The organism is Streptomyces sp. NPDC026673, assembly GCF_040638135.1.
Taxonomy (GTDB): Bacteria; Actinomycetota; Actinomycetes; order Streptomycetales; family Streptomycetaceae; genus Actinacidiphila.
Genome location: NZ_JBEZXR010000004.1, coordinates 71,777 through 95,611, shown reverse-complemented (window position 1 = coordinate 95,611; position 23,835 = coordinate 71,777). Strand labels below are relative to the sequence as shown.

Here is a 23,835-nt window from a genome sequence, read left to right as displayed (position 1 = left end):
CCCCCGTCAGCCCACCGCCAGCAGGTGGGCGGGGGCGATGCGGGACTGGACGCGGACCGGGAAGGCCAACGCGGCGCAGACGAGGGCCATGGCGGCCAGGGTGGCGAGCAGCGCGGCCCCGGCCACGGCCGGAAGGCGTCCGTCCAGGGTGCCCCACCCGATCGCCAGGACCGTCGCGAGCCCGGCGACCGCGCCGGTGAGGCCGCCCAGGAGGGCGAGCAGAGCGCCCTCGTGGTAGCTGAGCCGGGCGAGTTCGCGCGTCGTCCAGCCGGTGGCGCGCAGGACGGCGAGATCGGCGGCGCGTTCGCGCATGGACAGGACCAGGACGTCCACGGCGCCGGCCGCTCCGAGCAGCAGCGACAGGGCGACGCTCAGGTAGTCCGCGGTGCGGGCCTGTGCCACGACGGCGTTGCCCAGCAGCGAGCCGGCCACCTCGCCGCGGAAGCCCAGGGTGAGGGCGAGCAGGACGGTGAAGGCCGCCACCGCGAGCGCCAGTCCCGCCGCGCCGAGCGCGGTACGGCCGGGCACCCGCAGCAGGTTGCGTACGGCGAGTCCGAGCACCGAGCGGACGGGCGCCGCGCGTCCGGTGGCGGTCACCGGGGGCGTGATCGCGTCCAGTGGCCGCAGCCGGGTGGCGCGCCAGGCCGGGAACAGCCCGGCGGTGACCGCGAGCAGCAGCGCGACGGGCGGTACGAGTGCCGCCCTGGCGCCCGCGTCGGGCAGTTTCAGCACCAGGCCCAGGACGTAGGCGAGCGCGGCGCCCGCGGCGCCCGCGCCCAGGCCGATGGCCACGAGTTCGCCGAGGATGAGCCGGAGGATCTCCGGCGGGCTCCAGCCCAGGCAGCGGAGGGTGCCGATCTCGGTGCGGCGTGAACGCACCGAGGCGAGGGCGGCCTGGGCGAGGAAGAGCGCGCAGACGACGAGGACCAGCACGAACAGCACGGCGCTCTTGGCGTCGACGGCCTTGAGGATACGCAGGGCCACGCCCTTGGCGGTCCAGTTCTCGACGACGTCGGCGCCGGGCAGCGCGATGGTCTGCGGTGCCGGGGAGCTGCCGATGGTGATGTCGACCTGGAGACCGGGGTACGCGGTGCGGATCCGGCCCGCGACGGCGTTGACCCGGGCCTGGGAGGCGGGGTCGACTCCGGTGACGCCGGCGACCCGGATGCGGATGGCGCTGATGGGGGCCTTGTCCTGTGCGGTCGGCTGCCTGCGGCTCTTGGTGAGGACGGAGAGCGAGTCCAGGGAGGTGAGCATGGTGGGCGGCGCGGTGAGGTATCCGCCCAGGTTGCGGTCGGGACGCAGCGGGTGGTCGCGCAGTGCCTTCCGTCCGGCCTCGTCGGCGCCGGTGACCTGGGGCGCGCGGTAGGTCTCCAGCGGCACCTCGGAGAGCGAGGAGAAACCGGTGAGCTTGGTGGCGTCGTAGCGGCCGACCGGGTTGAGATACGGGACCGGTGTCCTGCCGTAGTCCGCGTCCGTGCACGTCCGGGTGCCCCAGCAGGCGGTTCCGGGATGGCTGACGACCTCGCGGAACTGGGTGCCGGTGTTCTCCTCGGGCACGAACTCGACGAACTGGCGGTCCGCGTTGGTGCGCCACACCTCGGGGGACTGGTCCGCGTGGGTGCGCGGGGCCAGGGCGGCCTCGGCGCGGCGGTAGTCGACGGGGCCGACCGTCCAGTAGCTGTCGGCCTGCGGGGCGAAGAGGGACTTACCGGGGAAGCCCCGCTCCAGGTCGGCGCCGACTCGTCCCACCGGTGTTCCGCGCAGGTTGTTGACGAAGTCGTGGGCGGCGGGGCTGCCGAGCTTCGCACGCAGGGTCGCGGGGTCGCCGGTGTCCAGCCGTTCCACGGTGGCGTTCACGGTCCCGGAGGTCAGGGTCTGGTCGCTCAGCACCATCGGGACCGTCCAGTAGGACTCGTTCGACCAGCCCTCCTTGCGGCCCCAGACGGGCTGGTCCCGGCCGGTGAGCATACGGCCGGAGGTGACGGCGCGTCCGAGACCGACGAGCCGGTCCTCGGCGGCGGGGTCCACCGCGGACAGGAGCACCGGGTAGGAGACCGGGATCTCGGCGACCGCCTTGTCCCGTCCCGACCGGCAGGTGAGCCAGGTGTTCATGTCGGGGTCGAACGGCGACTCCTCGCGGCGGTCCTCACGGATGAGATTGGGCTTGAGGGGCCCGAATCCGCCGTCGTCGGTGTGCTCGATGTGGACGTCGGTCTTGTTGTGGTTGTAGTACCAGCACACCGGATAGGTCCGATGGTCCGCGTGCTCCTCGAGCAGGCCCGGGAACGTGGAGTCGGAGAGGGTCGTGGACGGCTCGATGGGGTTGCGGCTCAGGTACACATACTGGTCGGCGGTGCGATAGCGGCCCAGCCCGGCGGTCAGGGTCGGCTTGATGCGCAGCATCTGGGCGGGAGCGTCGCCGTCGAGGAAGGACGACACGTCGACCTTCAGCGTGCCCGGCACCATCAGATAGCCGACGTTGGCGACCGGCGCGGCGACCTCCACCCCGGGCATCGTCTTGATGCGGCCGTACTGGCCCAGGTCGATGCCGCCGAAGATCCCGGACAGGAAGTTCGCCTCGACCAGTCCGTCGCCGCGCTCGACGGCGGTCCGGCTTCCGTGCGGGCGCACCAGGACGTCGTACGCCGAGCGGGCGTTCTTCCGCACGGTCTCGGTGGTCCGCGCCTGACTGGTGGTCACCGTCGAGGTGAGCAGGGTGAAGCTGGTGGCGGCCACGAGGATCCCGGCGGCCAGCGCCAGCGCGCGGGCCCGATGGCGCCGCAGCTGGGAGAGGATCATGGCGATCACGGGCGGAGTCCCCCGAGCCGGTCGAGTACGTCGGCGGCGGGCGTGACCCGTTCGTCGGCCACGATCCGGCCGTCGTGCAGGCGCACGATCCGGTCGCAGCTCGCGGCGACCTCCACGTCGTGCGTGGCGACGAGCAGTGTCATCCCGTACTGCTCGGTCAGCGAGAGCAGCAGGTCGATGATCTCCCGGCCGGTCGCGCTGTCCAGGTTGCCGGTCGGCTCGTCCGCGAGCAGCAGACCGGGCCGGTTGATCAGCGCCCGGGCGACCGCCACTCGCTGCTGCTGACCACCCGACAGCTCCGAGGGCAGCGCCCCGGCCCGCTGCGCCAGGCCCACGGCGTCCAGCAGTTCCATGGCGCGGGCCCGCCGGTCGAAGTCCACCCGACGGGGGAGCACCGGCGCGAGGACGTTGTCCAGCACGGTCAGGGCGGGCAGGAGGTGGAAGCGCTGGAAGACGAAGCCGATCCGGCGGCGATGGGCGTCCAGGCCACCCGGTGTCAGGGCGGTGCCGTCGACCTCCACCGTGCCGGAGTCCGGCAGGTCCATGCCGCCGACCACGTGCAGCACGGTCGACTTGCCGGCGCCGGACGGGCCGGTGAGGGCGACGGATTCGCCGTCCCCGATCTCCAGGTCGACGCCGTCCAGCGCCACGACCCCCGGGTGCCGGCGGGTCACGTCCCGCAAGGCCACGCTCATGGTTCTGACCACCCCTCCTGCATTGCGGCAATGCAGGGGTACATTGTCACAACACAGAGGGGACGCCAAATGCCACTGCACCACGCGGTGCTCGCGCTGCTGTCCGAGGGGCCGAGTCACGGCTACGAGCTCAAGAGCCGTTTCGAGGAGGCGATCGGCCCGCAGTGGGGCGGCCTCAACATCGGGCACCTCTACCAGATCCTGGACCGGCTGGTGCGCGACGGCCATGTCACCCGGTCCCAAGTGGCGCAGTCCGACCGCCCCGACAAGACGCGCTACACCCTCACGCCGCACGGGCAGGACGAGTTGCGCACCTGGGCGACGACGGCGTGGGTCCGCACCGGCGGCTTCCGCGACGAGTTGTTCCTCAAGCTGTTCGGCGCCGCCTCACTCGGCTCCGATGCCGTGCGGGCCCTGGCGGAGAGCCAGCGCCAGACCTACCTCTCCGAACTCGCCGGCCTCACCCGTCTGCGGCGCGGCCATACGGACGACCCGCTGGTGGCCCTGCTCATTGACGCGGCCATCGCCCACACCAAGGCGGATCTGGAACTGGTGGACAGTGCCGCCCAACGGCTCGAGCCGCTCGCGCGACGCGGTGTCACATCACATGAAGCGCCGGAGGAACCCGAAGCCCGCGAGCGCGGGGCGATGTAGGCGGCCGCGCGATGATGTCCCGGCGGAGCACCGTCAGCGGTGCGCCGCCGTGGGAAGACCGCCGGAGGCGCGGGTGCGATGACGTGCGAGCACCGCGCCCAGGGCCGCGCCGCCGGCCGTGGCCGTCGCCCAGAAGACGATCATGCCGACGATGAACTCCGGGCGCAGCACATCGAGTACCGCCGACTGCCACGTCGGGGGCACGGCGTCACCGGTGCTCAGATAACCGGCCTGCCGGTTCGTCCAGACCACGGCCTCGGGAACACCCACGGCGACCACCGCCACCAGGGCGGCGAGCCCCGCCAGGGCTGCCGCGCGCAGCCCCGCGCCGAAGGAACGGGTACGCCAGGCGGCGGCCAGCGCGACCGCGAACAGCAGGAGGCTCGGGAAGGCCATCCAGAAGTCGAGCACGCCGCCCCGGTCGTGCGTCAGCGACCAGCGAGACGCCGCGTACGATCCGCCCGCCACGATGAGCGCCACTCCGCCCGCCCCGACCCACGTGCCGCGCGGCGGCGCCGACCGTAGCGCGGTCCACACCCCGCCGAGTGCGAATCCGCGACGCTCCGCGGGCGGTTCGATGGCGGCGAGCTCGGACCGCAGCGCCACGCCCCAGGCCGCCCGGTGCTCGGGCAGGTCGGCGGTGGCCAGGTCGAGCAGGAGCTGCCAGATGTCGCGTGGCGCGTGCCGGTCCCCCGCGGTCGCGCCGCGGCTGCCGAGCGCCGCTCCCAGGACGGGCCATGGCAGGGCCCAGATCAGCGCGGCGAGGAACACCTCGAACGGCACCAGAAGGTCGCCGTCGGCGATGTTCGCGACGGCGGGGAACCTGCCGGGATCGGCCAGATAGCCGGCGCGCAACGGCAGATGGGCGGACGCGGTGCCGGCGGCGACCGCGACCAGGGTGAGCAGCCCGGCGACGGTTCCCGCCCCGAATCCGCGCGCACGGGTCACGGCGGCCGCGGCCAGGCCGCACAGCGCGGCGCACATCACCGCCGCGAGCAGTCCGAGCACGATCGCCAGCAGGACCACGTCGAAGCCCCAGCCGGGGCCCTTCGTGACCGTGGCGAGATACCCGCGTTCCAGGCCGAAGGTGAGCAGGGCGGCGCCCACCAGGACAGCGATCAGCCCCGGCCACACAGGGCGTGCGGTGCCGTACCGCCACGCGGCGCCGGTACGCGTGGCGAGGGTGCGCACACCGCCCCGGCGCGCGGCGTCACGTACGCGGCCCGCGAGCACCACCGTGGCGAGCAGGGGCGCCGGTGCGAGCACCACCACGAAGAGGAGGAATCCGAGCATCGAGGGCCTCCGAAGGCAGGGCGGGCCGGGGTCGGGCGGTCGAGGGACAGGCGGTCGAGGGTCAGGCGGTGCCGGGCGAGAGCCGGGCCGAACCGGGCGCGGCCGCGGGCGCGCCGGCGCGCCCCGGGACGGCGACGGTGCGCGCGAGTTCGGCACCCGCGCTGGTGAGCCGGTACAGGTGCCGGGCCGGTCGCCCGCGCGGCGGGTCGGACTCCCAGGAGGTCTCCACCTGCCCCCGCTCGGCGAGGCGGATGAGGATCGGGTAGACCGTGCCCGCCCTCAGGCCGAGGGCGCGGCACAGGTCGTAGCCGTGACACCAGCCCGCACCTGCCTCGGCGAGGGCGATGAGCACGGCCGCGGTCTGCGGTGAGGGACGTCGTGCACGAGGCATGCCGTCAATATCTACCTAGATAGAGTTAGTGCGCAAGCCCCTCCGCGGTCACGAGCGCGGCCATGTCGCCTCGTTGTTGGGCCCAGTTGGGTGGTCGCCGGTCGCCGGTCGCCGGTCGCCGGTCGCCGGTCCCCCGGAACCCGGTTGTCGGCCACAGTGTCGGTGCCCGCCGCTACCGTTCGGCCGTCAACGATCTCCAGGGAGGACGGCTCGATGAGTGCCAGCGGGTGGAACGACGTCGGTGACGACCCTCTGACCGGCTTGGACGATGTGCCCTGGGCCGAGCTGCAGCACTCCTACGGCATGGCCGACGACGTTCCCGGACACCTCCGGGCGATGCGGTCGGGGGCGTGGGAGGGCCGGTACCCGCCGGATGTGCGGCTCGCGGACCACATCGTGCACCAGGGGACACGATCGCAGGCCGCGGTGTACACCGTTCCGTTCCTTGTGCGGATGGCACTCGACCCGAGACTGGTCAACAGGCATCGGTTCGTCGGTCTGCTGGTCGCCATCGCGATCGGTCTGGACAACAACCATCTGCCGAACGGCTATGACCCTCGGGAAGACCGTGCCTACCTGGCGAATCTACGCGGCGAAGCCGACAAGTGGGCTCAGTGGATCGGCGAAGCGGCGGACGATGAGCAGCGCAAACAGCGCGAGGAGAGCTGGGCGCAGGTGCTCATCGACGCTGAAGCGGTGGTGCGTTGCCATGACGCCGTCCGGGAAGCACTTCCCGAACTCGCCGTCCTGCTGACCTCGGACAGCCCCGAACTGCGCGCCGGGACGGCGAACTTGCTGGCGTGGTTCCCCGAGTCCTCGGGGACGTCGATTCCGCTCCTGAAGGCGTTTGTCGCCGATGAGGAATCGCCTGGCGCCGCCGCGACGGGAGTGGTCACGCTCGGTCTGCTCGGCGATCCGGCGACCGTGCCCTTTGTCGCGCGCTACCTGGACAGCCCCATCGTCGAACTGCGCTGGGCCTCCGCCTTCGCGTTGACCCGGTTCGGCATCGCCGGTCCGGCCGTCGTCGACGTGCTGACGGAGGTCGTCGCCCACCCGCCCGCAAAGACCGGGACCATGTCGTTTCTGAGCGGCTCGTACAGCGGCCTCGCGGCGATGGCCCTGGCCGGAACGTCCGAGGCCACGACGCTCCGGGCGGTCGATGCCATGCTGGCCGGCCTGGCCGACTGCACGGGCGTCGAAGGGTTTGACGACGGGTACTACATGGCGCAAACACTGTTCACGCTGATTTTCCCTGGCGATCCTGACGAACCGCCCCAGTCCTTCGCCGACCTGAACAGCGCGCAGCAGTGTGTTGTGCGCTTCGTCGCCGACCGGGAAGAGGCTGCCTGGCCATCCGACGCGATGGACGCTCTCCAGCGATGGAAGGTCCCGACCCGGCATGCAGACCTGCGCGTCTACACCGGGATCGCCGAGGCCGGCCAATAGGCCGGCAGTGACGCCCCGCCACATCTTGGCGGACCCGGCCGAGGGCGAGTGGTGACGGCCGGAGCGTCCGCCGAGGGCAAGGCGGCCGAGATCCGCGCGGCCGCGCGCTGGCGGCGGCGGCGCCGCTCGGACGTGCGGATCAGAGGGCCGGTGGCGGTGAGCCGCGTTGGGGCAGGGAGAGAGAGATCCCGCCAGGCCTCGGATACGGCGTTTCGGCGGCTTCACCGCATTGCCCGAATACGTGCCGGGAGCCGGGTGCGGCCGGCCGCTGCCATTTTCCGCGGCGGAGGATCTCGCGGTCCGGCTTCGGGCGCTTCCGCTTTCCGTCTCCTCGGACCGTACGGAATCGCGGATCGCTGTGCTGTTTCCCGCGTGTAAAAACCTCGTGATTCCGTCCGAATGCCAGAACAGGCGGACGGGTGGGCGCGGGCGTTTCGGCGAGCCTGGCCGGTTACCGGTGGCTGCGCGTTGTTCGGTGTGTGACGCGGCAGTTGGGGTCGGAAGGTGAAGACATGTCCACTCTTGGGATGTTCATGGGGGAGTGCCTTCCTTTCCGGAAGGAGGGCAAACGGGCTGCACGCTACAGTCGGGAAGTAATTAGTTCAAGTACTTTACATTTCCTCTCCGGGGGTGGTCGGATTCGCTCAATCGCGAATCTGGAGGCAATGTGTCACGGCCCTTCGTCCGAAGATCTGCAGCGTCGGTCGCCGCAGCTCTTGTCGCCACCCTGATCACCCCTGCGGCGGCCCACGGTGACGGTCCCTCCGCACCTCACCCGTTCGCCTCGGCCGGACACGGGACCGCTCAGCGGGCGCCCGTGACGGTGACACTCATTACCGGTGACAAGGTGACGATCAGTCAGGGAAGCGCCACGGTCCCCTCGGTGGACGTCGAGCGCGCGCCCGGAGCCAAGGGATCGGTGCGCGTCGCCACCGAGGGCGGTGACACCTTCGTGTACCCCGACGAGGCCATGGCCTACATCGCGACCGGACGGCTCGACAAACAACTCTTCAACGTCACGCAGCTCGTGGCCCAGGGCTACGACGACGCGCACACCAGCGCGCTCCCGTTGATCGTCACCTACTCCGGGAGTTCGTCCCCGTTCGAACCCGGCGCCTCGAAGACCTCGGCCGTCCGGCCGTCCGCCACCGCGCTGCCGGGGGCGGAGACCGCTTTGGATCTCCCGTCCGTCCGCGGGGGAGCCGTTCGCGCCAAGCGGTCGAAGGCCGCCGCGTTCTGGGCCGCCCTCACCGGCGCCGGTCGGCAGGACTCCCGGCGGTCCCGGGCGCAGTCCGACGCGGCCCCGGATGACGCGGCGGCACCCTCCTTCGCCGCCGGTGTCGACAAGGTGTGGCTGGACGGCAAGGCGAAGGCGGCACTCGCCGACACCACGGCGCAGATCGGCGCCCCCGCGGCCTGGGCCGCGGGAGGCACCGGCACCGGGGTCCGGGTCGCGGTACTGGACTCCGGAGTGGACACCACCCATCCCGACCTCGCCCAACGCATCGTGGCGACCCGCAGTTTCGTCCCGGGCGAGGACGTCGTCGACCGGAACGGCCACGGGACCCACACCGCCTCCACCGTGGCCGGGACGGGCGCCGCCTCCGGCGGCAAGGAGCGGGGAGTCGCCCCCGGTGCCGACCTCCTGGTCGGCAAGGTCCTCGGCGACAACGGCTCGGGCCCGATATCCGGGATCATCGCGGGCATGGAGTGGGCGGCACGGACCGAACACGCCAAGGTGGTCAACATGAGCCTGGGCACGCCGGCGTGGCACACCCAGGACGATCCGCTGAGCCAGGCGGTCAACCGGCTGAGCGCCGAGACGGGTGCCCTCTTCGTCATCGCCGCGGGCAACACCGGCAACACCCCCTACAGCGTGACCGCGCCGGGAACCGCGGACGCCGCGCTCACCGTCGGCGCGGTGGACGGTTCGGACCACCTCGCCGACTTCTCCAGCGCCGGGCCCCGCCTGAACGACGACGCCCTCAAGCCGGACCTGACCGCTCCCGGTGTGGACGTACTGGCGGCGCGCTCCCAGCACATGAACGACGGGGGCGAGGGCTACTACCGCTCGGACAGCGGCACCTCCATGGCGGCGCCCCACGTCGCCGGTGCGGCGGTCCTGCTGGCCCAGAAGCACCCGAAGTGGACCGGGCGGCAGATCAAGGACGCGTTGATGAGCACCAGCGCGCCCACCCCCGACTACAGTCCCTACCAGGCCGGCGCCGGCCGGCTGAACGTCGCCGCCGCCTACCGTCAGGACCAGGTCGTCGCGACCGGATCCGTGGACGCGGGACTCGTGCGCTGGTCGCCCGGCACGCGGCGAACGCCGATCAAGCGGGAGATCACCTACTCCAACACCACCGACCGGCCCATCACCCTGGACCTCTCCGCCGACCCCGGCGACTCACCCGCCGGAGTGTTCACGCCGGCCGCCCGCCGCGTCACCGTGCCGGCGCGAGGCACCGCGCGGGTCGGCGTCGTGATCGACCCGAAGGGGCTGGCCCCGGGCCGGTACGCCGCCCAGGTCACCGCGCGCCACGGGGCCGGCACGGTGCACACGGCCCTGGGGGTCTCCGTCGAGTCGGAGAAGTACGACCTCACCATCCGCCTGAAGGACCAGGCAGGCAGGCCCGTGAGCGGCGAGGCCGAGATCACGGGCGCCGACGGGAAGACCACCGTCATGTGGGTCCCGGACGGCAAGCTCACCAGCCGCTGGGCCCCCGGTTCCTACACGGTCGTCTCCACGGCGGACGTGGCAGGCCGCCACGGCCCCCACTCCCTCGGATTCGCGGTGCTGACCCTTCCCGAGATCGACCTCAGGGCCGACCGGGAGGTTGAGCTCGACGCCTCGCGCGTGCGCCGGGTCAAGGTGGCGACGGCCAAGCCGACCACCGTCGCCACGGCCAGGATCGACCTCTACCGCTCCTTCACCTCGAGCGAGCCCACACCGGACGACGACCGCGCCCTGCACCAGATCATGATGCCCTCCCCCGCCTACGACAGCCTGTGGGCCCTGCCCACCAAGGGCAAGGTGAAGAAGGGCAGTTTCGTCTTCACCACCCGGATCCGCGCGAAGCAGGCTCCGCTGAGGATCACCTTCGGCGGACGCAGCCTGGACGACACCCTGCTGGTGCAGCCCGGTTCCCGGCTGCTCCCGGACGGCACGACCCGCGTGAACGCCGTCTTCGCCGGCAACGGCGCGCGTGCCGACTACACCGGCCTATCCGTACGCGGCAAGGCCGTGGTCGTGCGCAGCGCCGCCGCGGTGGCGCCCACCGATCAGGCGGCCGCGGCGCGCGCCGCGGGTGCGGCGATGCTCCTGGTCGTCAACGACGGCGACGGCCGCAAGAGCGACTGGTACGGCGACCCGGACGGCCTGACGACCGGGCCGGTCCCGGTGGCCTCGCTCACCATGGACGAGGGAGAGGCGCTGATCCGGTCGATCAAGAGCGCGGGCAGGAGCGGGGCGAAGCTGGCGGTCGAGGCGCACCCCGCGCCGAAGTACCTCTACGACCTCGTCGACTACCACCGCGGAGGGGTGCCCGCCGATCCCTCCGCGGCGACGGACCCCGGCAGTCTCGCCCGCATCGACCTGGACTTCGCCCCGCCCGCGGGCAAGCGGGTCGTGGAGAGCCGGGAGGACAGCCCGTCGTACGAGCACTGGCCGGCCGCCTACCCGTACGCCGGGTACGGGATGGTGCGGGTCCCGCCGTTCCCGAAGGAACTGGTCGCTCCGGGGCGGCGTACCGACTGGGTCTCCGCCGGACCCGGCGTCAAGTGGCAGCAGTACGCGAGCATCGAGGGCTGGGCCACCTTCACCGACGTCGTGGGTTACCGGCCGGGCAGTGTGCAGAAGGACCGCTGGTTCGGTCCCATCACACGGCCGCGCATGGTCGGCGCCGAGATCCCGTTCCGGGTCGAGAACGGGATGGGCGGGATCGTGGCGGGATTCGGCGACGGGGGGTCGGCGCACAGCGGTGACACCGGGCTGATGTCGCGGAGGTTCGCGCTCTACCAGGGCGACAAACTGCTGGTGCAGAACGGGCCCTGGCCCCAGTACGGGGTGGGCGACCTGGCTCCGGAGAAGCTCCCGTACCGGCTGGTGGTCGACACGGAGGGGAACAGCGAGCTGACCCCCTACTCGGCCATCACGCACACCGAGTGGAGGTTCGTCTCCGGCGCCGCCGAGGGCCTGCAGGCCGTCCCGCTGGTCCAACTCGACTACGGAACCGAACTCGACCTCGCGGGGCGGGCGAAGCGCACGTCGGCCTTCTCCGTCACGCCCGCCGTGCTCGGCGGGGACTCCGCCCGGGACGCGGTCTCCGCGCTGAAGCTGGAGGTCTCCTACGACGACGGGGCGTCCTGGCGGCGGCTGGGGCTGAAGGAGCGGAAGGGCACCTGGCAGGCGTCGCTGAACGCCCCGTCACGGGCACGGTACGTCTCCATCCGGGTCACCGCCGAGCAGCGCAACGGCGGCGGCGTCACCCAGACCGTCACCCGGGCCTTCGGCCTCAAGTGACCTCTCGAGCGGCCGGTGTCCCGCGCTTCCGGCGTGCGGGGCACCGGCCGTTCCGTGCGGTGGCGCCCCAGCAGCGGTCCGGTACCGCAGGCCTGCGCGTCGAGGTCGTGAAAGGCCTCACCATCCCTCGGGTCCGGTCCGTGCGCAGCGTGCGCACGGGCCGCCCCCGATGGCGAGGGCCGGCGACCGCATCAGTTCCTCGAAGTCGAGCGAGGCCAGCGGCTCCACCGGGAAGACATAGCGCAGCATGACGATCCCGGTCAGCTGCGCGAACGCCAGGGAAGTGAACGCCGCCGTCCGGTCGGTCTCCTCACGGACGGCGTGGCCCAGGTACGACGTGAAGGCCTCCTCGACGCGGTCACGGAGCCTCTTGCCGATCGCCTCCTGCGACAGGCCGGATCGATAGACGGCGACCAGCGCCGGGCGGGTCCACTCGTTCTCCCAGACGGAGAGGAACGTCCGCGCGATCCACTTCCCGCGGTTCCCCCGCCCGGGTTCGGGTTCCTCGTCCGCGGGGGAACCGAAGAGGGTGGAGGGGTCGATCCGGGAGGAGACCGCGAGCTGGAAGAGCCCGCTCTTGTTGCCGAAGAAGTGGTAGATCATCGCCGGGTCCACTTGCGCCTGTTCTGCGATGCCGCGCGTCGTGGTGCCGGAATAGCCGTTGGCGGCGAAGAGTTCGAGCGCCGCGGTGAGGATCCGGGTCCTGGTGCTGCTCGGTCCGCGGGCGGCCGGGTGGTTCGGGTGGTCGGTTCCGTCGGTCATCGCACGCCCTCCTCGGTCGCTCCGGCGATAACGGTCGCGCCGTGGTGGGCGCGGATGAGTGCGATCACGGTGTCGGCTGTGCGGTCGAGGTGGCTGCGGCCGTCCGGCAGCTCGGCCGTCGGGCTGATGTAGCTGCGCGGCCCCACGTGCGTGGCCGGGTCCAGGCGATGGGTGGTGATCTTCCCCGCTCGGTCGGCCCGGTTCCATGCGCTGCCGCGGAACAGCCGCCAGCGCTGAGGGAAGATCCACGTGCCGAGTCGTTCGATCCGGTCGCTCGTACTGGTCAGCCGATGCAGGTGATCGGCATGGGTGAGGTCGTTGGCGCCGTTGTGGAACCCGCCCAGCGTGATCAGCAGCAGCGGGGAACGCAGTTGGCGGTGCAGCTCGGCGACCGCGCCGCCGGCGACCTGGGCGCCGCCGCTGTAGCTGAGCAGCACCACGGGGACACCGCTGTCGGGCCGGTAGCCGGCGAGCCGCAGCTGGGTGGCGATCTGGGAGCCGACGGCCCGGTTGTACAGGGGCCGGTACCTGTGGTCGGCGGCGACGAAGATCTGCACGACATTGTGGAGGAACAGCAGCAGTCCGATGCGGCGGCGCAGCCACTTCCACACGGGACGGTCGGCCAGTGGGTCGGCCAGGGGCGAGTAGGGCTGCACCTGACCGAGCACGCGCAGCTCCGGCGCTCCGGCGAGCAGGGCCTTGACCAGTTGGCCGCCGTCCCGGCTGTCGCGGACGCGGCGTTTGCCGATGCCGTCCAGGTAGACGAGATAGGCGGCCGGGGGGCTGTCGGGGGCCGCGCCCCGGGCGTAGGGCACACCCGGCGGGAGGTCGGTGAGGGGGGTCCGCCAGCGCGCGCCGTAGGCCAGTACCTCGTAGCGCGCGAGCAGGGCTTCGGCGAGCAGCACCGGCCCGACCGCGAAGGCCCAGAGCAGGAAGTCGTTCATGCGATCGCCTCCCGTACCTCGGTCGCGCTGAGCCGCACGACCAGACGACGGATGGCCTCGACGGCCAGACCCAGCCCGGTCCCGGCGAGGGCCACGCAACCGGCGGCGGCCCACCAGCCCAGACCGGTCGCCGTGGCGAGCGGACCGGCCAGACCGGCCCCGACCCCCAGGAAGAGCACCAGGTGGAGCAGGGGCCCGAGCCAGGGGAACGCGAGGACACCGGCGAGCAGGAGCGGCGCGGCCAGGCCCGGCGTCCACACCAACTGCGCGCCTGCCGGCGGAGCGGACAGCACCAGCTCGGCCAGGGTCCAGGTGGTCAGCGGCCACAGGGCGAACACGGTGCCCTCGACGAGGCCACCGGTCAGCAGCAATCCGGCCACCGCGGTCCGCGACATGCCGGGTCGTTGTGCCGCCATGGGCACGATGCGTCCGGCCGCCTCCGACACCCCGGCGAACATCAGAAGGACGACGACGATGGGTGACATCACTCAGCCTCGCAGTGAGGAGTCGACGGGAGCGGGTGGCGCGGTGGAGTCGCCGCGCAGGTAGTGCTCGAGTTCGTCGGCGGCACGCCGGTATCCGCCCGCGTCGCGCTGGGCGGCCTGCAGGATGGCGGCGTTCACACGGAACCGGGGGTCGTCGAGCAGCCGCCGGGCGAGGGCGTGCACGGAGTCGGCGGTGACGTCCTGCGTGCGGATCGACAGGCCGGTGCCGAGCTCGGTGACGCGGTGCGCCACCATCGGCTGGTCGGCGCCCTGGGGGACCACCAGCATCGGGACCCCGGCGTACATGGCCTCATTGACGCTGTTCATCCCGCCGTGGGTCACGAACAGCGCCGCGCGGGACAGCACTTCCGGTTGCGGGACGAAACGGCGGGCGATCACGTTGGCCGGCAGCGGACCCAGCGCGGCGGGATCGGTCTGCCCGGTGGAGACGATCACGGTGCCGCCCAGCGGGGCGAGCGCGGTGACGAACGTGCGCAGCAACCGCGGATCGGCGTTGAACACCGTGCCCAGTGACGCGTACAGCACCGGGTCGGGCAGCCGGTCGGCGGGGAACGACGGGTCGGCCGGGCGGGCGCCGATGCTCGGACCGACGAACCGGTAGGACCCGTCGAAGTCCCCGACGGCGGGCTGGAACGCGCTTGAGGTGTAGACGAGATTGAGCGGCTGGCGGATGTTCCCCACGTCGACCAGGGGCAGTCCGCTGGTGTCGAAGCGGCGGCGCAGCCCCCAGCGCGACCGCAGGTAGCCCCGGAGGCTGCTCGGTCGGGCCGCCGCCGCGGCCAGCAGCTCCCACGAGCCACGGGTGGGGCTCGGTACCTGCCGGTTGAACGCGAACGTCGTGACCGAAGCCGCTGCCCGCACCTTGAGCTCGGCGGCGGCGACCGCGCCCCACGGACAGGCGTTGTCGTGGACGATCAGCTCGGGCCGGGTGCGGCGCAGATCGGTGAGCACGCTGGGCAGCAAGTGCTCGGCCGTGCGCGCGAGTCCCTCCATCAGCGTGATCGGCGTCGGCGGGTCGGGGAGCGGCTGGTCGCCCCCCGGGTAGAGGTATACCGTCGCGCCGGCCGCTTCGATCTCCTCACGGAACGCGGGCGAGGTGTGGTACGTGACGGAGTGGCCGCGCCGGACGAGCTCGGCCACCACCGGAAGCGTCGGATTGACGCGCCCGTGCATGGCGATGTTGAGGAAGGCGATGGTGCTCATCGGGCCACCCCCCACACGGGGGTGCCCGGTGTCCCGAACACGGCCGATGGCGTCGCAGGACCGTCGGCCCGGTACAGCCCCGGCCCGTTGACGCGCATTCCGTCGAGGAAGCGCCCGGCCGACTTGTGCGCGGTGCTGATCAGCCGTTGGGCGTGGCGGAAGTTCCACGGGGAGGGCCAGTTCTCGATGCCGGTCGGCAGCACGACGGTGGGTATCTGCCGGGACACCTCGTGCAGATCCCGTTCGATCTGATGACGCATCAGGAGTTGTCCCGCCCTGGCGGCGATCGCGCCGGCCCGTCGACGGGGGACGGCCGGACGCAACGGCGAACCCTCCGGCCCCGTCGACAGCACGACCACGCTCGCCGCTCCGGCCTGCAGGGCCGCCAGCACCGGGACATAGGCGATCACGCCGCCGTCGACGAGCGTCCTGCCGTCACGGTCCACGGGGGGCAGGATTCCGGGCACGGCGGAGCTGGCCAGCAGTGCGGACTCGAGGTCCCCGTGGTCGAGCAACGCAGGGTCGCCGGTGTCCAGGTCCATGGCCACCGCGGTGAACGGCACGGCGAGCTCCTCGATCCGCGACGGCAGGCCGGAGCGGGCGACCAGCCGCCGCAGGCCGCTGTTGGTGAAGATGCTGGCCCGTGAGGACGGGTAGCCGATCGGATACACCTCACGGCGGCGCAATCGGGTCCACACATCGTCAAGCCACGCCGCGGAGCCGCCGGGGTGCGCGGCGGCGATGGCCCCCATGAGGGCGCCCACCGAGGTCCCGACGATCATGTCCGGGACGAAACCGCGCTCCTCCAGCGCGTACCCGGCACCGACATGGGCCGCTCCGAGCACGCCACCGGCGCCCACGACCACTGCCACGGGGCGGGGCAGGCCGCGCAGGCCCGCCGCGACACCGTCCCCGGAAGGCCGCCTCGACGGCAGGAGGCGCGTCGGCCGGTCGCCCGTCGTGTGGAAGGCGGTGCAGCGGGAACGCGAATCGAGGAACGCGGCGATCTTGCTCGGGGTGAACACCCACATCAACTGGTGGACGCCCTTCTTGGTGGCGGCGATCACCAGGAGCACGGCGGGTTCGCCGTCGCGATGGATCAGCAGGCCGGTACGGCCGTTGGCCTCGACCGGACGGGGGTCCGCCTCCCGCCAGAACCGCCGAGTGGCGGTCGCGAGGTTGGCCACCCGCGCCCGGCCCCGTACCGGTACGCGAGCGGCGCCCCGGAGCCCGTTGCCGTCGGACAGACTGACGGCGTCCTCGGTGAGCAGGGCCTCCAGCGAGGCCACATCCCCCGTCCGGGCAGCCGAGACGAAGACGTCCACCAGGCGCCGGTGTTCCGCCGGATCCACGCTCTCCCGGTGTTCGGCCGACACGCGCTTGCGGGCGCGACTCACGATCTTGCGCGCATTGCCGGGCGTGACCTGAAGGATCTCGGCGATCTCGGGATAGCTGTAGTCGAACGCCTCACGCAGCACGTACGCGGCGCGTTCGGTGGGGCCGAGCTTCTCCAGCACCAGCAGCAGGGCCAGTTCCAGAGCCTCCGCGCGCTGCGCGCCCACCTGCGGGTCCGCACTCGTGTCGATCGGTTCGGGCAGCCAGGGTCCGACGTAGGTCTCCCGGCGCAGGCGCGCGGACTGGGAGACGTTGATGGCCAAGCGGGTCGTGGCGGTCGCGAGAAAGGCCACCGGGTTCAGCACGGCGGAGCGGTCGGTCTTCTGCCACCGCAGCCATACTTCCTGGACCACGTCCTCCGCCTCGACCACGCTGCCGAGCACGCGATAGGCGATTCCGAAGAGGCACGGCCGATGCTCCGTAAAGACGGAAACGGCTTCTTCAAGGCCACTTGTCGTGGGGGACGGCTCGAAATGCATGTTTCTCCGGTCTCCTTCCTCCGTTTGCGGCTGTCCGGTGATGTGGCGCCGGCCGGCGCCTGGAATCGGGCGATTCCGATGAGCGGTCTTCGCTAACGACTGGCGAATGCGACCGTCTCGTCGAGCTGCGCCCGGCCCGTGCGGGTGGGACGCACCGTGTCGTCCTCGGACCGGATCGACATGCCGCGGAAGAGGATGAGCTCGCTCGGGGGCGACGCGACCTTCGCGACGTTCTTGTGGTGGGTCGCGGCAGCGGCCCTCTCGCGCGCCTGGTGCTCCGGCTCGTCGCCGGAGTCGCCCGAGGTCAGGCGTTCGCCGACGCGCTCGCCGAGCTCGGCCGGCGGCCCGCCGGCAGGCGCGTGGGCGTGCCCCGGCTGAAGGTTCGACGCGGACGGCGCCCCGGCGGCGGGGAGCGAACGCTCCGGCACCTCGCCCGGGACATACCGGTCGGTGCATCCGCGCACCGCCCGTCGGCTTGTGGCCGTCTGGGAGACGTCCAAGATCCGTTACCGCCTGTCCTCTCGGCGCGCCGAACATCGTTACATCCGAGATGGTATCACTCAATACCATCTCGAGTGCAACTACCACGGAGTCCGAATCCTGAATTCCGTGGTTCTCCGTGCCAGACATCACCAGGTGGGGAATGCCCCTGCCGCGGTACTCCGCGCCGACTCGTCCGCATATTCCGGGGAGGCGGCCCTTGTGTCGCCGGTTCGCCCGCCGCGTTCCTCGCGTATCGGGCCCGAGAGGACCCTGAGCCCATGGGTGCCGACCCCATCGGGGACCCGGTGTGAACCTTGGTCCCGTCCGCCCTCGGGGCGTGGCCGGACCGGGTGGCCGTGTTCGGCCGCGGCGTCCGGCATCGGTGGCAGCGGTGGCGATGGCCGCCCCGGGCGGAGGGGGCCGCGCGGCGCCGGTGCGGACCGCGTGGTGGTGGTGAGTCCCGGATCTCGTCTTGTCCGTCCCGGAACGTGCGGCGGCCGCGCAATCCGTTCCCGCCGGACGGCCGTCCTGTGGCGCCGTCCGCGGGCGCGCGCCTGTGCGCAGGCCGACGAGGGTGGGATCACGCACGGCCCCGGAATGCCGTGCGACGTCCGGCCACCGGTTTCAGCCGTGGCTCTGGGATCTGAGCGGTGACGGTGGTGCGCCGGCCTCGGGGCCGGTGCGCGGGGCCCGGAGGGCGGGCCCGCCCAGGCCGCAGGCCCGAGTGGGCCCGCCCGGGGGCCGTTCGTGCCGCGCGGGCGCGGGGGTGCCTACGCCTCGCCGTCCGCGGGATAGGCGAACCGGGTCAGCAGATCCGTCAGCTGCTCGGCCTCGCCGGGTCCCAAGTCGGCGACCAGACGCTCGGCCAGGGGCTCCGCCGCCAGGTGGGCCGCGTCGAAGAGCTCGACGCCCTTGGGCGTGATCTCCACCGCCCGCACCCGCCGGTCTCCCGGAACGGTCTTCCGTACCGCCAGCCCCTTGCGCTCCAGGTCGTCCACGACCCGCATGATCCCCGCCTTGTCGGACCCGGTCGCGGCGGCCAGGTCCCGCTGCACCGTGGGTCCGCGTTCGACCAGCACGATCATCACCGCGAAGTGCCGAATCTCGATGCCGAGCGGGCGCAGCGCCTCCGTCATCACCGTGACCGCGCGCCAATGCGCCTGGCGCAGCAGGAGCCCGAGGGCGAAAGGCGAGGTGTCCCCGGGGTGTTCGGTCGCCCGTGCGGTGGCGGTGGCGGTGGGGAGTGGAGCGTCGGCGGTCATGAGCGCATATTACAGCGTTCCATTCATTCGAGACAGTATCGTTTGAAACCAAATGGGGCGATGTCTGCGGCTGTCCCGAGGATCACGCGGGGAGGGGGCCGAGACCCGCAGTCCCCGGTGTGGTCACGATGTGGTCAGCGGCCGGTGAGTTCGCCGCTGAGCTTGCCGTGGAGAGCGGCGCTGGGCTGGTTCAGTCCGATGATCTCGACGGTCTTGCCGCGTTGGGCGTACTTGTTCTCGATGGCGTCGAGTGCGGCGACGGAGGAGGCGTCCCAGACGTGGGCGGCGGACAGGTCGATGACGACCTTGTCGGGGTCGGTGGCGTAGTGGAAACGCGTGATCAGGTCGTTGGACGAGGCGAAGAACAGCTCCCCGGTGACCGCGTAGACGACGCTGCTGCCGTCGGGATCGGTGACCGCGGTGACGTCGGCGAGGCGGGCGACGCGCCTGGCGAAGATGACCATCGCGGTGACGGAGCCGACGACCACCCCGATGGCCAGGTTGGAGGTGGCGACCACGACCGCGACGGTGACGGCCATCACGGCGATCTCCCCGGCGGGCATGCGCCGGAGAGTCCTCGGGGCGATGGAGTGCCAGTCGAAGGTCGCGAACGACACCATCACCATCACCGCGACCAGGGCGGCCATCGGGATGTCGGAGACGACCGGACCGAAGACGATGCACAGGACCATCAGGAACACGCCGGCCAGGAAGGTCGACAGGCGAGTGCGGGCACCGGACACCTTGACGTTGATCATCGTCTGGCCGATCATCGCGCAGCCGCCCATGCCTCCGAAGAAGCCGGTGACGATGTTGGCGATGCCCTGCCCGATGGACTCGCGGGTCTTGGAGGAGCGGGTGTCGGTGATGTCGTCGACCAGTTTGGCGGTCATGAGCGACTCCATCAGCCCGACCAGCGCCATCGCGAGCGCGTAGGGGGCGATGGTGGTCAGGGTGTCCAGGGTGAACGGCACGTCCGGCAGTCCGGGGACGGGAAGCGAGGACGGCAGCGCGCCCTTGTCCCCGACCGTCGGCACCGCGATGCCGGCGGCGACAGTGATCACGGTCAGGACGACGATGGAGACCAGCGGTGCCGGGACCACGGTGGTCAACTTCGGGAAGAACACCATCAACACCAGGCCCGCGGTGATGAGCGGGTAGACCGCCCACGGCACGTCGTGCATCTCCGGGATCTGGGCCATGAAGATCAGGATGGCGAGGGCGTTGACGAAGCCCACCATCACCGAGCGCGGCACGAACCGCATCAGCTTCGCAACGCCGAGCGCGCCGAGAACGATTTGGAAGACGCCTGCCAGGATGACCGCGGCGATCAGGTAGGCCAGGCCGTGCTCACGGTTGAGTGGGCCGGTGACCAGCGCGACCGCGCCGGTGGCCGCCGAGATCATCGCCCGGCGTCCGCCGACGACGGAGATGGTCACGGCCATCGTGAAGGAGGCGAACAGTCCGATCGCAGGATCGACCCCGGCGATGATCGAGAACGAGATCGCCTCGGGGATCAGCGCGAGGGCGACCACCAGGCCGGCCAGCACCTCGGTCCGCCACACCTTCGGATCGGACATCCAGTCGGGGCGCAGGCCGCGCAGCCGAGCGGCGGGGGACAGGGCGGCGGGGGACAGGGCGGAGGAAGGCAAGAGAACGGGAACCTGTCGTGCTCGGGCACAGTCCCGCCGACAGGCGGGACGTGCGAGAAGGGTGCGGGGTCCGGAGCGGCGCCTCGCGGACGGCCGCCGGGCGGGCGGGAGTCGCGGACGGGAACAGGGGCGGTACGTGGGTACGGCCCGGTTCGCGTCAGAGGCGGCGCCTCATGGCGGACAGACGGCGGTGCCGGGCGCCGTGGACTCGCGCACGGGGTTCTCCTGCGAGGATCGGAAGCGTTGCCGGGAGCGGCATCGGCCCCGGTGTGGCAGCGGGGGACTGTGAGGTCCACACCGCACGCGGCTGAGGAGGGCCGTAGGCCCTACGCTCGGCACCGGCAACTCTACCCTAACGTTAGAGTAGGTATAGGCAGGGCGGCCGGCCTGGGAGGCGCGGCGGCAAGCCTCGGAAGAAGGGCCAAGGGGCGTGGAGAGCGGGCACATGCAGATCGGCGAGGTCGCCGCGCGGACCGAGCTGTCCCTGCGCACCATCCGGCACTACGAGGAAACCGGCCTGGTCACGCCGTCCGCCCGCTCGCAGGGCGGATTCCGGCTCTATACAGAGGCGGACGTCGCACGCCTCATGGCCATCCGCAGGATGAAACCGCTCGGCTTCACCCTCGACCAGATGCGCGACCTGCTCGACGCGACCGACCGCCTCGACGCCGCGGACCTGCCGGAAGGCGAGGAGCGCGACGCGCTTCTGGAGCGCGTGCGCACCTACGAGCGGGATGCCGCCCGCAAGATCGAGGACCTGCGCGTCCAGCTGGCCCGCGCCGAAGATTTCGCCGCCACCCTCCGCACCCACCTGGGACCCGTCGACGGGATCGGCCCGGCGGCCGGCGAGCCGGGCGGCGAGGCCCGTCCGCGCTAGAGCCTGTCGTCACATGGCTGCCGAGCACTCCGCGGAGCGGGTCTCGGCCGGCGCCCGGTCGGCGAGACCGCTGCGTGCGTTCCACCGTGCTGTGGTCACCGGCCGGTACGGACCGTCGGCACCTGAGCCGCTGGTCCGGTCCGGCGGGCAGCGCGGACCGGACCGGACGTACGGTGGTCCTATGCGCGCCACACCGGACTACGGTGCTGCTCAGCCGTACGGGAGCGCTCCATCCGACGCCGCGGGGTCGGCATGGCGGGCGGAACTGGACCGGTTGCTGGACCTCGCCGTGCGCGACGTGGGCGCGCATGCGGGCGCGGTCTTCCTGGTGGCGCCCGAGGGCCGCGCGCTGCGGCTCGAGGTGACCACGGGGATGCCGGCGGAGTACTTGGCGCCCTGGTTCGGGGTGGGGCTGTCGACCCATGTACCGGTGGCCGACGCGGTGCGCGAGCGACGGCTGGTGTGGCTCGGCAAGCCCCAGGAACTCGCCTGTCGCTATCCCCGCACGGCGATCGCCATGCCGTACCGGTTCGCGGTGGCGGCGGCCCCGATCCTCGCCGGCTCCACGGCCTGGGGCGCGCTGCTGCTGTTCTGGCCCTGCTGTGACGTCGCCGAACCCGTGGGCGCGGGCCGGGAGCGGATCCGTGCCGCCTGCCGGAGCATCGGGCGATGCCTCCAGGACGCCGCCGACACCGGGCGCCCGGTCACTCCCACGGCGGCCCCGCGCACCCTGAGTCCTTCGCCCACCCCGGACTTGGAGCCGTCCGAGGCGCTCGCCGCGGCGCAATTCGCCGCACGTCTTCCGGGGGGCAGTTGCACCCTCGACCTCGACGGCAGATTCACCTACGTCAGCGTCGCCGCCGCCGACCTGATGGGCGGCAGCGTTCCCGCTCTTCTCGGCAGACGGCCCTGGCAGGCCCTGTCCTGGTCCACGGACCCCGCCTTCGAGGACCGCTTCCGCGCCGCCGTGGTCAGCCGGATGCCGGAATTCTTCACCGCCGTCGTCCCGCCGGGACGGTGGCTCGCCTTCGAGCTCTACCCCGACGCCTCGGGGGTGAGCGTCCGCATCTCGCCCACCCGTCCGGGCGGGACCCCGAAAACCGTGCCCGCCGGGACGGTGGCGCCCCGGGGCAGGCCGATCGCCCTGGGTGAGCTCTACCAGGTGCTGCACGTGGCCGCCGCCCTCTCCGAAGCCGTCGGCGTGGGCGACGTGGTCGACATCGTCGCGGAGGAGATGCTCCCCACCTTCAGAGCCCAGACCCTCGCCCTGGCCCTGTTCGCATCCGAGGACGGCGCCCTGCGGCTCATCGGTTGCCGGGGCCACAACCCCCGTCCGGCGGAGATCGTCAAGGGAGCGAGGTTCGTCTCCCCGGCCGCGGTCGGGACCCTCGCCGACGGCGCGCCGAGCTTCTTTCCCACCGTCGAGGAACTGCTGCGCGCGTACCCGAACGCCCTTCGCCACGACGAGCTCCACGCCTGGGCCTATCTGCCGCTGATCGTCTCGGGGCGGCCGATTGGCGTCTGCGCGCTCGCCTTCGATCGGCCGCAGTCCTTCCCGGACAATCAGCGGACCGTCCTCACCGCGCTGGCCGGGTTGATCGCGCAGGCGCTGGAACGGGCGCGGCTGTACGACACCAACAAGGAGCTCGCACAGACCCTGCAAGCGGCCATGCTGCCCGACTCGCTGCCCGACCTTCCCGGACTGGATGTGGCCGCCCGCTACCTGCCCAGCGTCCACGGCATGGACATCGGCGGCGACTTCTACGACCTGGTCCGCGTGGACGACACCACCGCGGCCGCCGTCATCGGCGACGTCCAGGGCCACAATGTCACCGCCGCCGGGCTCATGGGCCGGATCCGCCCCGCCATCCGCTCCCACGCGGCTGCCGGAGCCACACCGGCCCAAGCGCTCGCCCAGGCCAATCGCCAACTGGTCGACCTGGACCCGGGACGCTTCGTCAGCTGCCTCTACATCCGCCTCGATCTCGCCCGGCGCCGGGCCGTTCTGGCCACCGCGGGACACCCTCCGCCGGTCCTGTGCCATCCGAGCGGGCACACGGAAGTCCTCGACGTGCCGCCAGGGCTGCTGCTCGGTATCGACCCCGACGCGGACTACCCCTCCATGGAGATCCCGATCGAGCCCGGTATGGTCCTCGCCCTGTACACCGACGGTCTGGTCGAGACCCCCGGGGTCGACCTGGACGAGGCCATGGCCGGGCTCGCCGACCGGCTCACCGGGGCCCGGCCCCGGTCCCGGTCCATGGACCGGCTCGCCACGGACCTGATCGACCACGCACGGCAGACCGCCCCGCGCACGGACGACATCGCGCTGCTCCTGATCAGATTCGTCTGCGCCCTGTAGTGCGCGAGCGGCCGGCCGTACGGTGGCGGGCTCTTGTCGTCCCGTCACGGCCTTCGCCATCGACCCCGTTTCCCACGATCGGGGGCAGAACCCCTGTC

The 23,835-nt window shown here is 72.0% G+C and carries 16 protein-coding genes and 2 pseudogenes; 5 read left to right on the top strand and 13 right to left on the bottom strand.

The genetic code is table 11. The features are described 5' to 3' along the window. Positions 1-6 precede the first annotated feature (6 nt). Together AB0F62_RS04855 and AB0F62_RS04850 are read right to left on the bottom strand one after the other, a co-directional pair. On the bottom strand, positions 7-2,802 hold the full coding sequence (locus tag AB0F62_RS04855; protein WP_361792481.1) for an FtsX-like permease family protein: 2,796 nt from the start codon (positions 2,800-2,802) through the stop codon (positions 7-9). Between the two features lie 5 nt (positions 2,803-2,807). Beyond that, complete coding sequence (locus AB0F62_RS04850) at positions 2,808-3,506, bottom strand: ABC transporter ATP-binding protein (RefSeq protein WP_361792215.1); 699 nt, start codon at positions 3,504-3,506, stop codon at positions 2,808-2,810. A gap of 69 nt (positions 3,507-3,575) precedes the next feature. Here AB0F62_RS04850 and AB0F62_RS04845 point away from each other — a divergent pair, with 69 nt between their 5' ends. Continuing rightward, complete coding sequence (locus AB0F62_RS04845) at positions 3,576-4,160, top strand: PadR family transcriptional regulator (protein ID WP_361792213.1); 585 nt, start codon at positions 3,576-3,578, stop codon at positions 4,158-4,160. Positions 4,161-4,193: 33 nt separating this feature from the next. Here the strand turns inward: AB0F62_RS04845 and AB0F62_RS04840 are convergent, their stop codons facing one another. Both AB0F62_RS04840 and AB0F62_RS04835 read right to left on the bottom strand, forming a co-directional pair. After that, the gene (locus tag AB0F62_RS04840; RefSeq protein ID WP_361792211.1) at positions 4,194-5,453 is read right to left on the bottom strand and encodes a hypothetical protein; all 1,260 of its coding nucleotides are present in this window, start codon (positions 5,451-5,453) and stop codon (positions 4,194-4,196) included. Positions 5,454-5,514: 61 nt separating this feature from the next. After that, positions 5,515-5,844, bottom strand: a complete 330-nt coding sequence (locus AB0F62_RS04835; protein WP_361792209.1) for a PadR family transcriptional regulator — start codon at positions 5,842-5,844, stop codon at positions 5,515-5,517. 213 nt (positions 5,845-6,057) lie between these two features. Here AB0F62_RS04835 and AB0F62_RS04830 point away from each other — a divergent pair, with 213 nt between their 5' ends. Continuing rightward, positions 6,058-7,290: a HEAT repeat domain-containing protein gene (locus tag AB0F62_RS04830; RefSeq protein ID WP_361792207.1), complete on the top strand. Its 1,233-nt coding sequence runs from the start codon at positions 6,058-6,060 to the stop codon at positions 7,288-7,290. Between the two features lie 847 nt (positions 7,291-8,137). Beyond that, on the top strand, positions 8,138-11,812 hold the full coding sequence (locus AB0F62_RS04825) for a S8 family serine peptidase (protein ID WP_361792205.1): 3,675 nt from the start codon (positions 8,138-8,140) through the stop codon (positions 11,810-11,812). Positions 11,813-11,929: 117 nt separating this feature from the next. Here the strand turns inward: AB0F62_RS04825 and AB0F62_RS04820 are convergent, their stop codons facing one another. The 9 genes and pseudogenes from AB0F62_RS04820 to AB0F62_RS04780 all read right to left on the bottom strand — a co-directional run bounded on the left by AB0F62_RS04820 (position 11,930) and on the right by AB0F62_RS04780 (position 20,426). Beyond that, positions 11,930-12,574, bottom strand: a complete 645-nt coding sequence (locus AB0F62_RS04820; protein ID WP_361792203.1) for a TetR family transcriptional regulator — start codon at positions 12,572-12,574, stop codon at positions 11,930-11,932. Next, on the bottom strand, positions 12,571-13,518 hold the full coding sequence (locus AB0F62_RS04815) for a hypothetical protein (protein ID WP_361792201.1): 948 nt from the start codon (positions 13,516-13,518) through the stop codon (positions 12,571-12,573). The genes AB0F62_RS04820 and AB0F62_RS04815 overlap by 4 nt, the downstream gene beginning before the upstream one ends. Beyond that, positions 13,515-14,003, bottom strand: a complete 489-nt coding sequence (locus tag AB0F62_RS04810; RefSeq protein ID WP_361792199.1) for a hypothetical protein — start codon at positions 14,001-14,003, stop codon at positions 13,515-13,517. Before AB0F62_RS04810 ends, AB0F62_RS04815 begins: the two co-directional genes overlap by 4 nt. A 3-nt stretch (positions 14,004-14,006) precedes the next feature. Next, positions 14,007-15,227 (bottom strand): macrolide family glycosyltransferase, encoded by a 1,221-nt coding sequence (locus AB0F62_RS04805; protein ID WP_361792197.1) that lies wholly within the window; start codon positions 15,225-15,227, stop codon positions 14,007-14,009. Beyond that, a pseudogene (locus tag AB0F62_RS04800) lies at positions 15,224-16,078 on the bottom strand (patatin-like phospholipase family protein); the annotation flags it as partial. The gene AB0F62_RS04805 and the pseudogene AB0F62_RS04800, both read right to left, overlap by 4 nt. 126 nt (positions 16,079-16,204) lie before the next feature. Then, positions 16,205-17,101, bottom strand: a pseudogene (locus AB0F62_RS04795) (sigma-70 family RNA polymerase sigma factor); the annotation flags it as partial. A 92-nt stretch (positions 17,102-17,193) separates the two neighbouring features. Next, positions 17,194-17,529 carry a hypothetical protein gene (locus AB0F62_RS04790; RefSeq protein WP_361792195.1) on the bottom strand — a complete coding sequence of 112 codons (336 nt, stop codon included), beginning with the start codon at positions 17,527-17,529 and terminating at the stop codon, positions 17,194-17,196. 825 nt (positions 17,530-18,354) lie between these two features. Beyond that, the gene (locus AB0F62_RS04785) at positions 18,355-18,846 is read right to left on the bottom strand and encodes a MarR family winged helix-turn-helix transcriptional regulator (protein ID WP_361792193.1); all 492 of its coding nucleotides are present in this window, start codon (positions 18,844-18,846) and stop codon (positions 18,355-18,357) included. Positions 18,847-18,980: 134 nt separating this feature from the next. Beyond that, positions 18,981-20,426 (bottom strand): SulP family inorganic anion transporter, encoded by a 1,446-nt coding sequence (locus AB0F62_RS04780; RefSeq protein WP_361792480.1) that lies wholly within the window; start codon positions 20,424-20,426, stop codon positions 18,981-18,983. A gap of 502 nt (positions 20,427-20,928) precedes the next feature. Here AB0F62_RS04780 and AB0F62_RS04775 point away from each other — a divergent pair. Both AB0F62_RS04775 and AB0F62_RS04770 read left to right on the top strand, forming a co-directional pair. Beyond that, on the top strand, positions 20,929-21,375 hold the full coding sequence (locus AB0F62_RS04775) for a MerR family transcriptional regulator (RefSeq protein WP_361792191.1): 447 nt from the start codon (positions 20,929-20,931) through the stop codon (positions 21,373-21,375). Positions 21,376-21,556: 181 nt separating this feature from the next. After that, on the top strand, positions 21,557-23,737 hold the full coding sequence (locus AB0F62_RS04770; protein WP_361792189.1) for a SpoIIE family protein phosphatase: 2,181 nt from the start codon (positions 21,557-21,559) through the stop codon (positions 23,735-23,737). The last annotated feature ends 98 nt before the right edge of the window (positions 23,738-23,835 follow it).

Excerpts from the sequence above, each read along its gene's own strand:
- AB0F62_RS04855 (WP_361792481.1), bottom strand. The coding sequence starts at position 2,802 with ATGATCCTCTCCCAGCTGCGGCGCCATCGGGCCCGCGCGCTGGCGCTG.
- AB0F62_RS04850 (WP_361792215.1), bottom strand. The coding sequence starts at position 3,506 with ATGAGCGTGGCCTTGCGGGACGTGACCCGCCGGCACCCGGGGGTCGTG.
- AB0F62_RS04845 (WP_361792213.1), top strand. The coding sequence starts at position 3,576 with ATGCCACTGCACCACGCGGTGCTCGCGCTGCTGTCCGAGGGGCCGAGT.
- AB0F62_RS04840 (WP_361792211.1), bottom strand. The coding sequence starts at position 5,453 with ATGCTCGGATTCCTCCTCTTCGTGGTGGTGCTCGCACCGGCGCCCCTG.
- AB0F62_RS04835 (WP_361792209.1), bottom strand. The coding sequence starts at position 5,844 with ATGCCTCGTGCACGACGTCCCTCACCGCAGACCGCGGCCGTGCTCATC.
- AB0F62_RS04830 (WP_361792207.1), top strand. The coding sequence starts at position 6,058 with ATGAGTGCCAGCGGGTGGAACGACGTCGGTGACGACCCTCTGACCGGC.
- AB0F62_RS04820 (WP_361792203.1), bottom strand. The coding sequence starts at position 12,574 with ATGACCGACGGAACCGACCACCCGAACCACCCGGCCGCCCGCGGACCG.
- AB0F62_RS04815 (WP_361792201.1), bottom strand. The coding sequence starts at position 13,518 with ATGAACGACTTCCTGCTCTGGGCCTTCGCGGTCGGGCCGGTGCTGCTC.
- AB0F62_RS04810 (WP_361792199.1), bottom strand. The coding sequence starts at position 14,003 with ATGTCACCCATCGTCGTCGTCCTTCTGATGTTCGCCGGGGTGTCGGAG.
- AB0F62_RS04805 (WP_361792197.1), bottom strand. The coding sequence starts at position 15,227 with ATGAGCACCATCGCCTTCCTCAACATCGCCATGCACGGGCGCGTCAAT.
- AB0F62_RS04785 (WP_361792193.1), bottom strand. The coding sequence starts at position 18,846 with ATGACCGCCGACGCTCCACTCCCCACCGCCACCGCCACCGCACGGGCG.
- AB0F62_RS04780 (WP_361792480.1), bottom strand. The coding sequence starts at position 20,426 with ATGTCCGATCCGAAGGTGTGGCGGACCGAGGTGCTGGCCGGCCTGGTG.
- AB0F62_RS04770 (WP_361792189.1), top strand. The coding sequence starts at position 21,557 with ATGCGCGCCACACCGGACTACGGTGCTGCTCAGCCGTACGGGAGCGCT.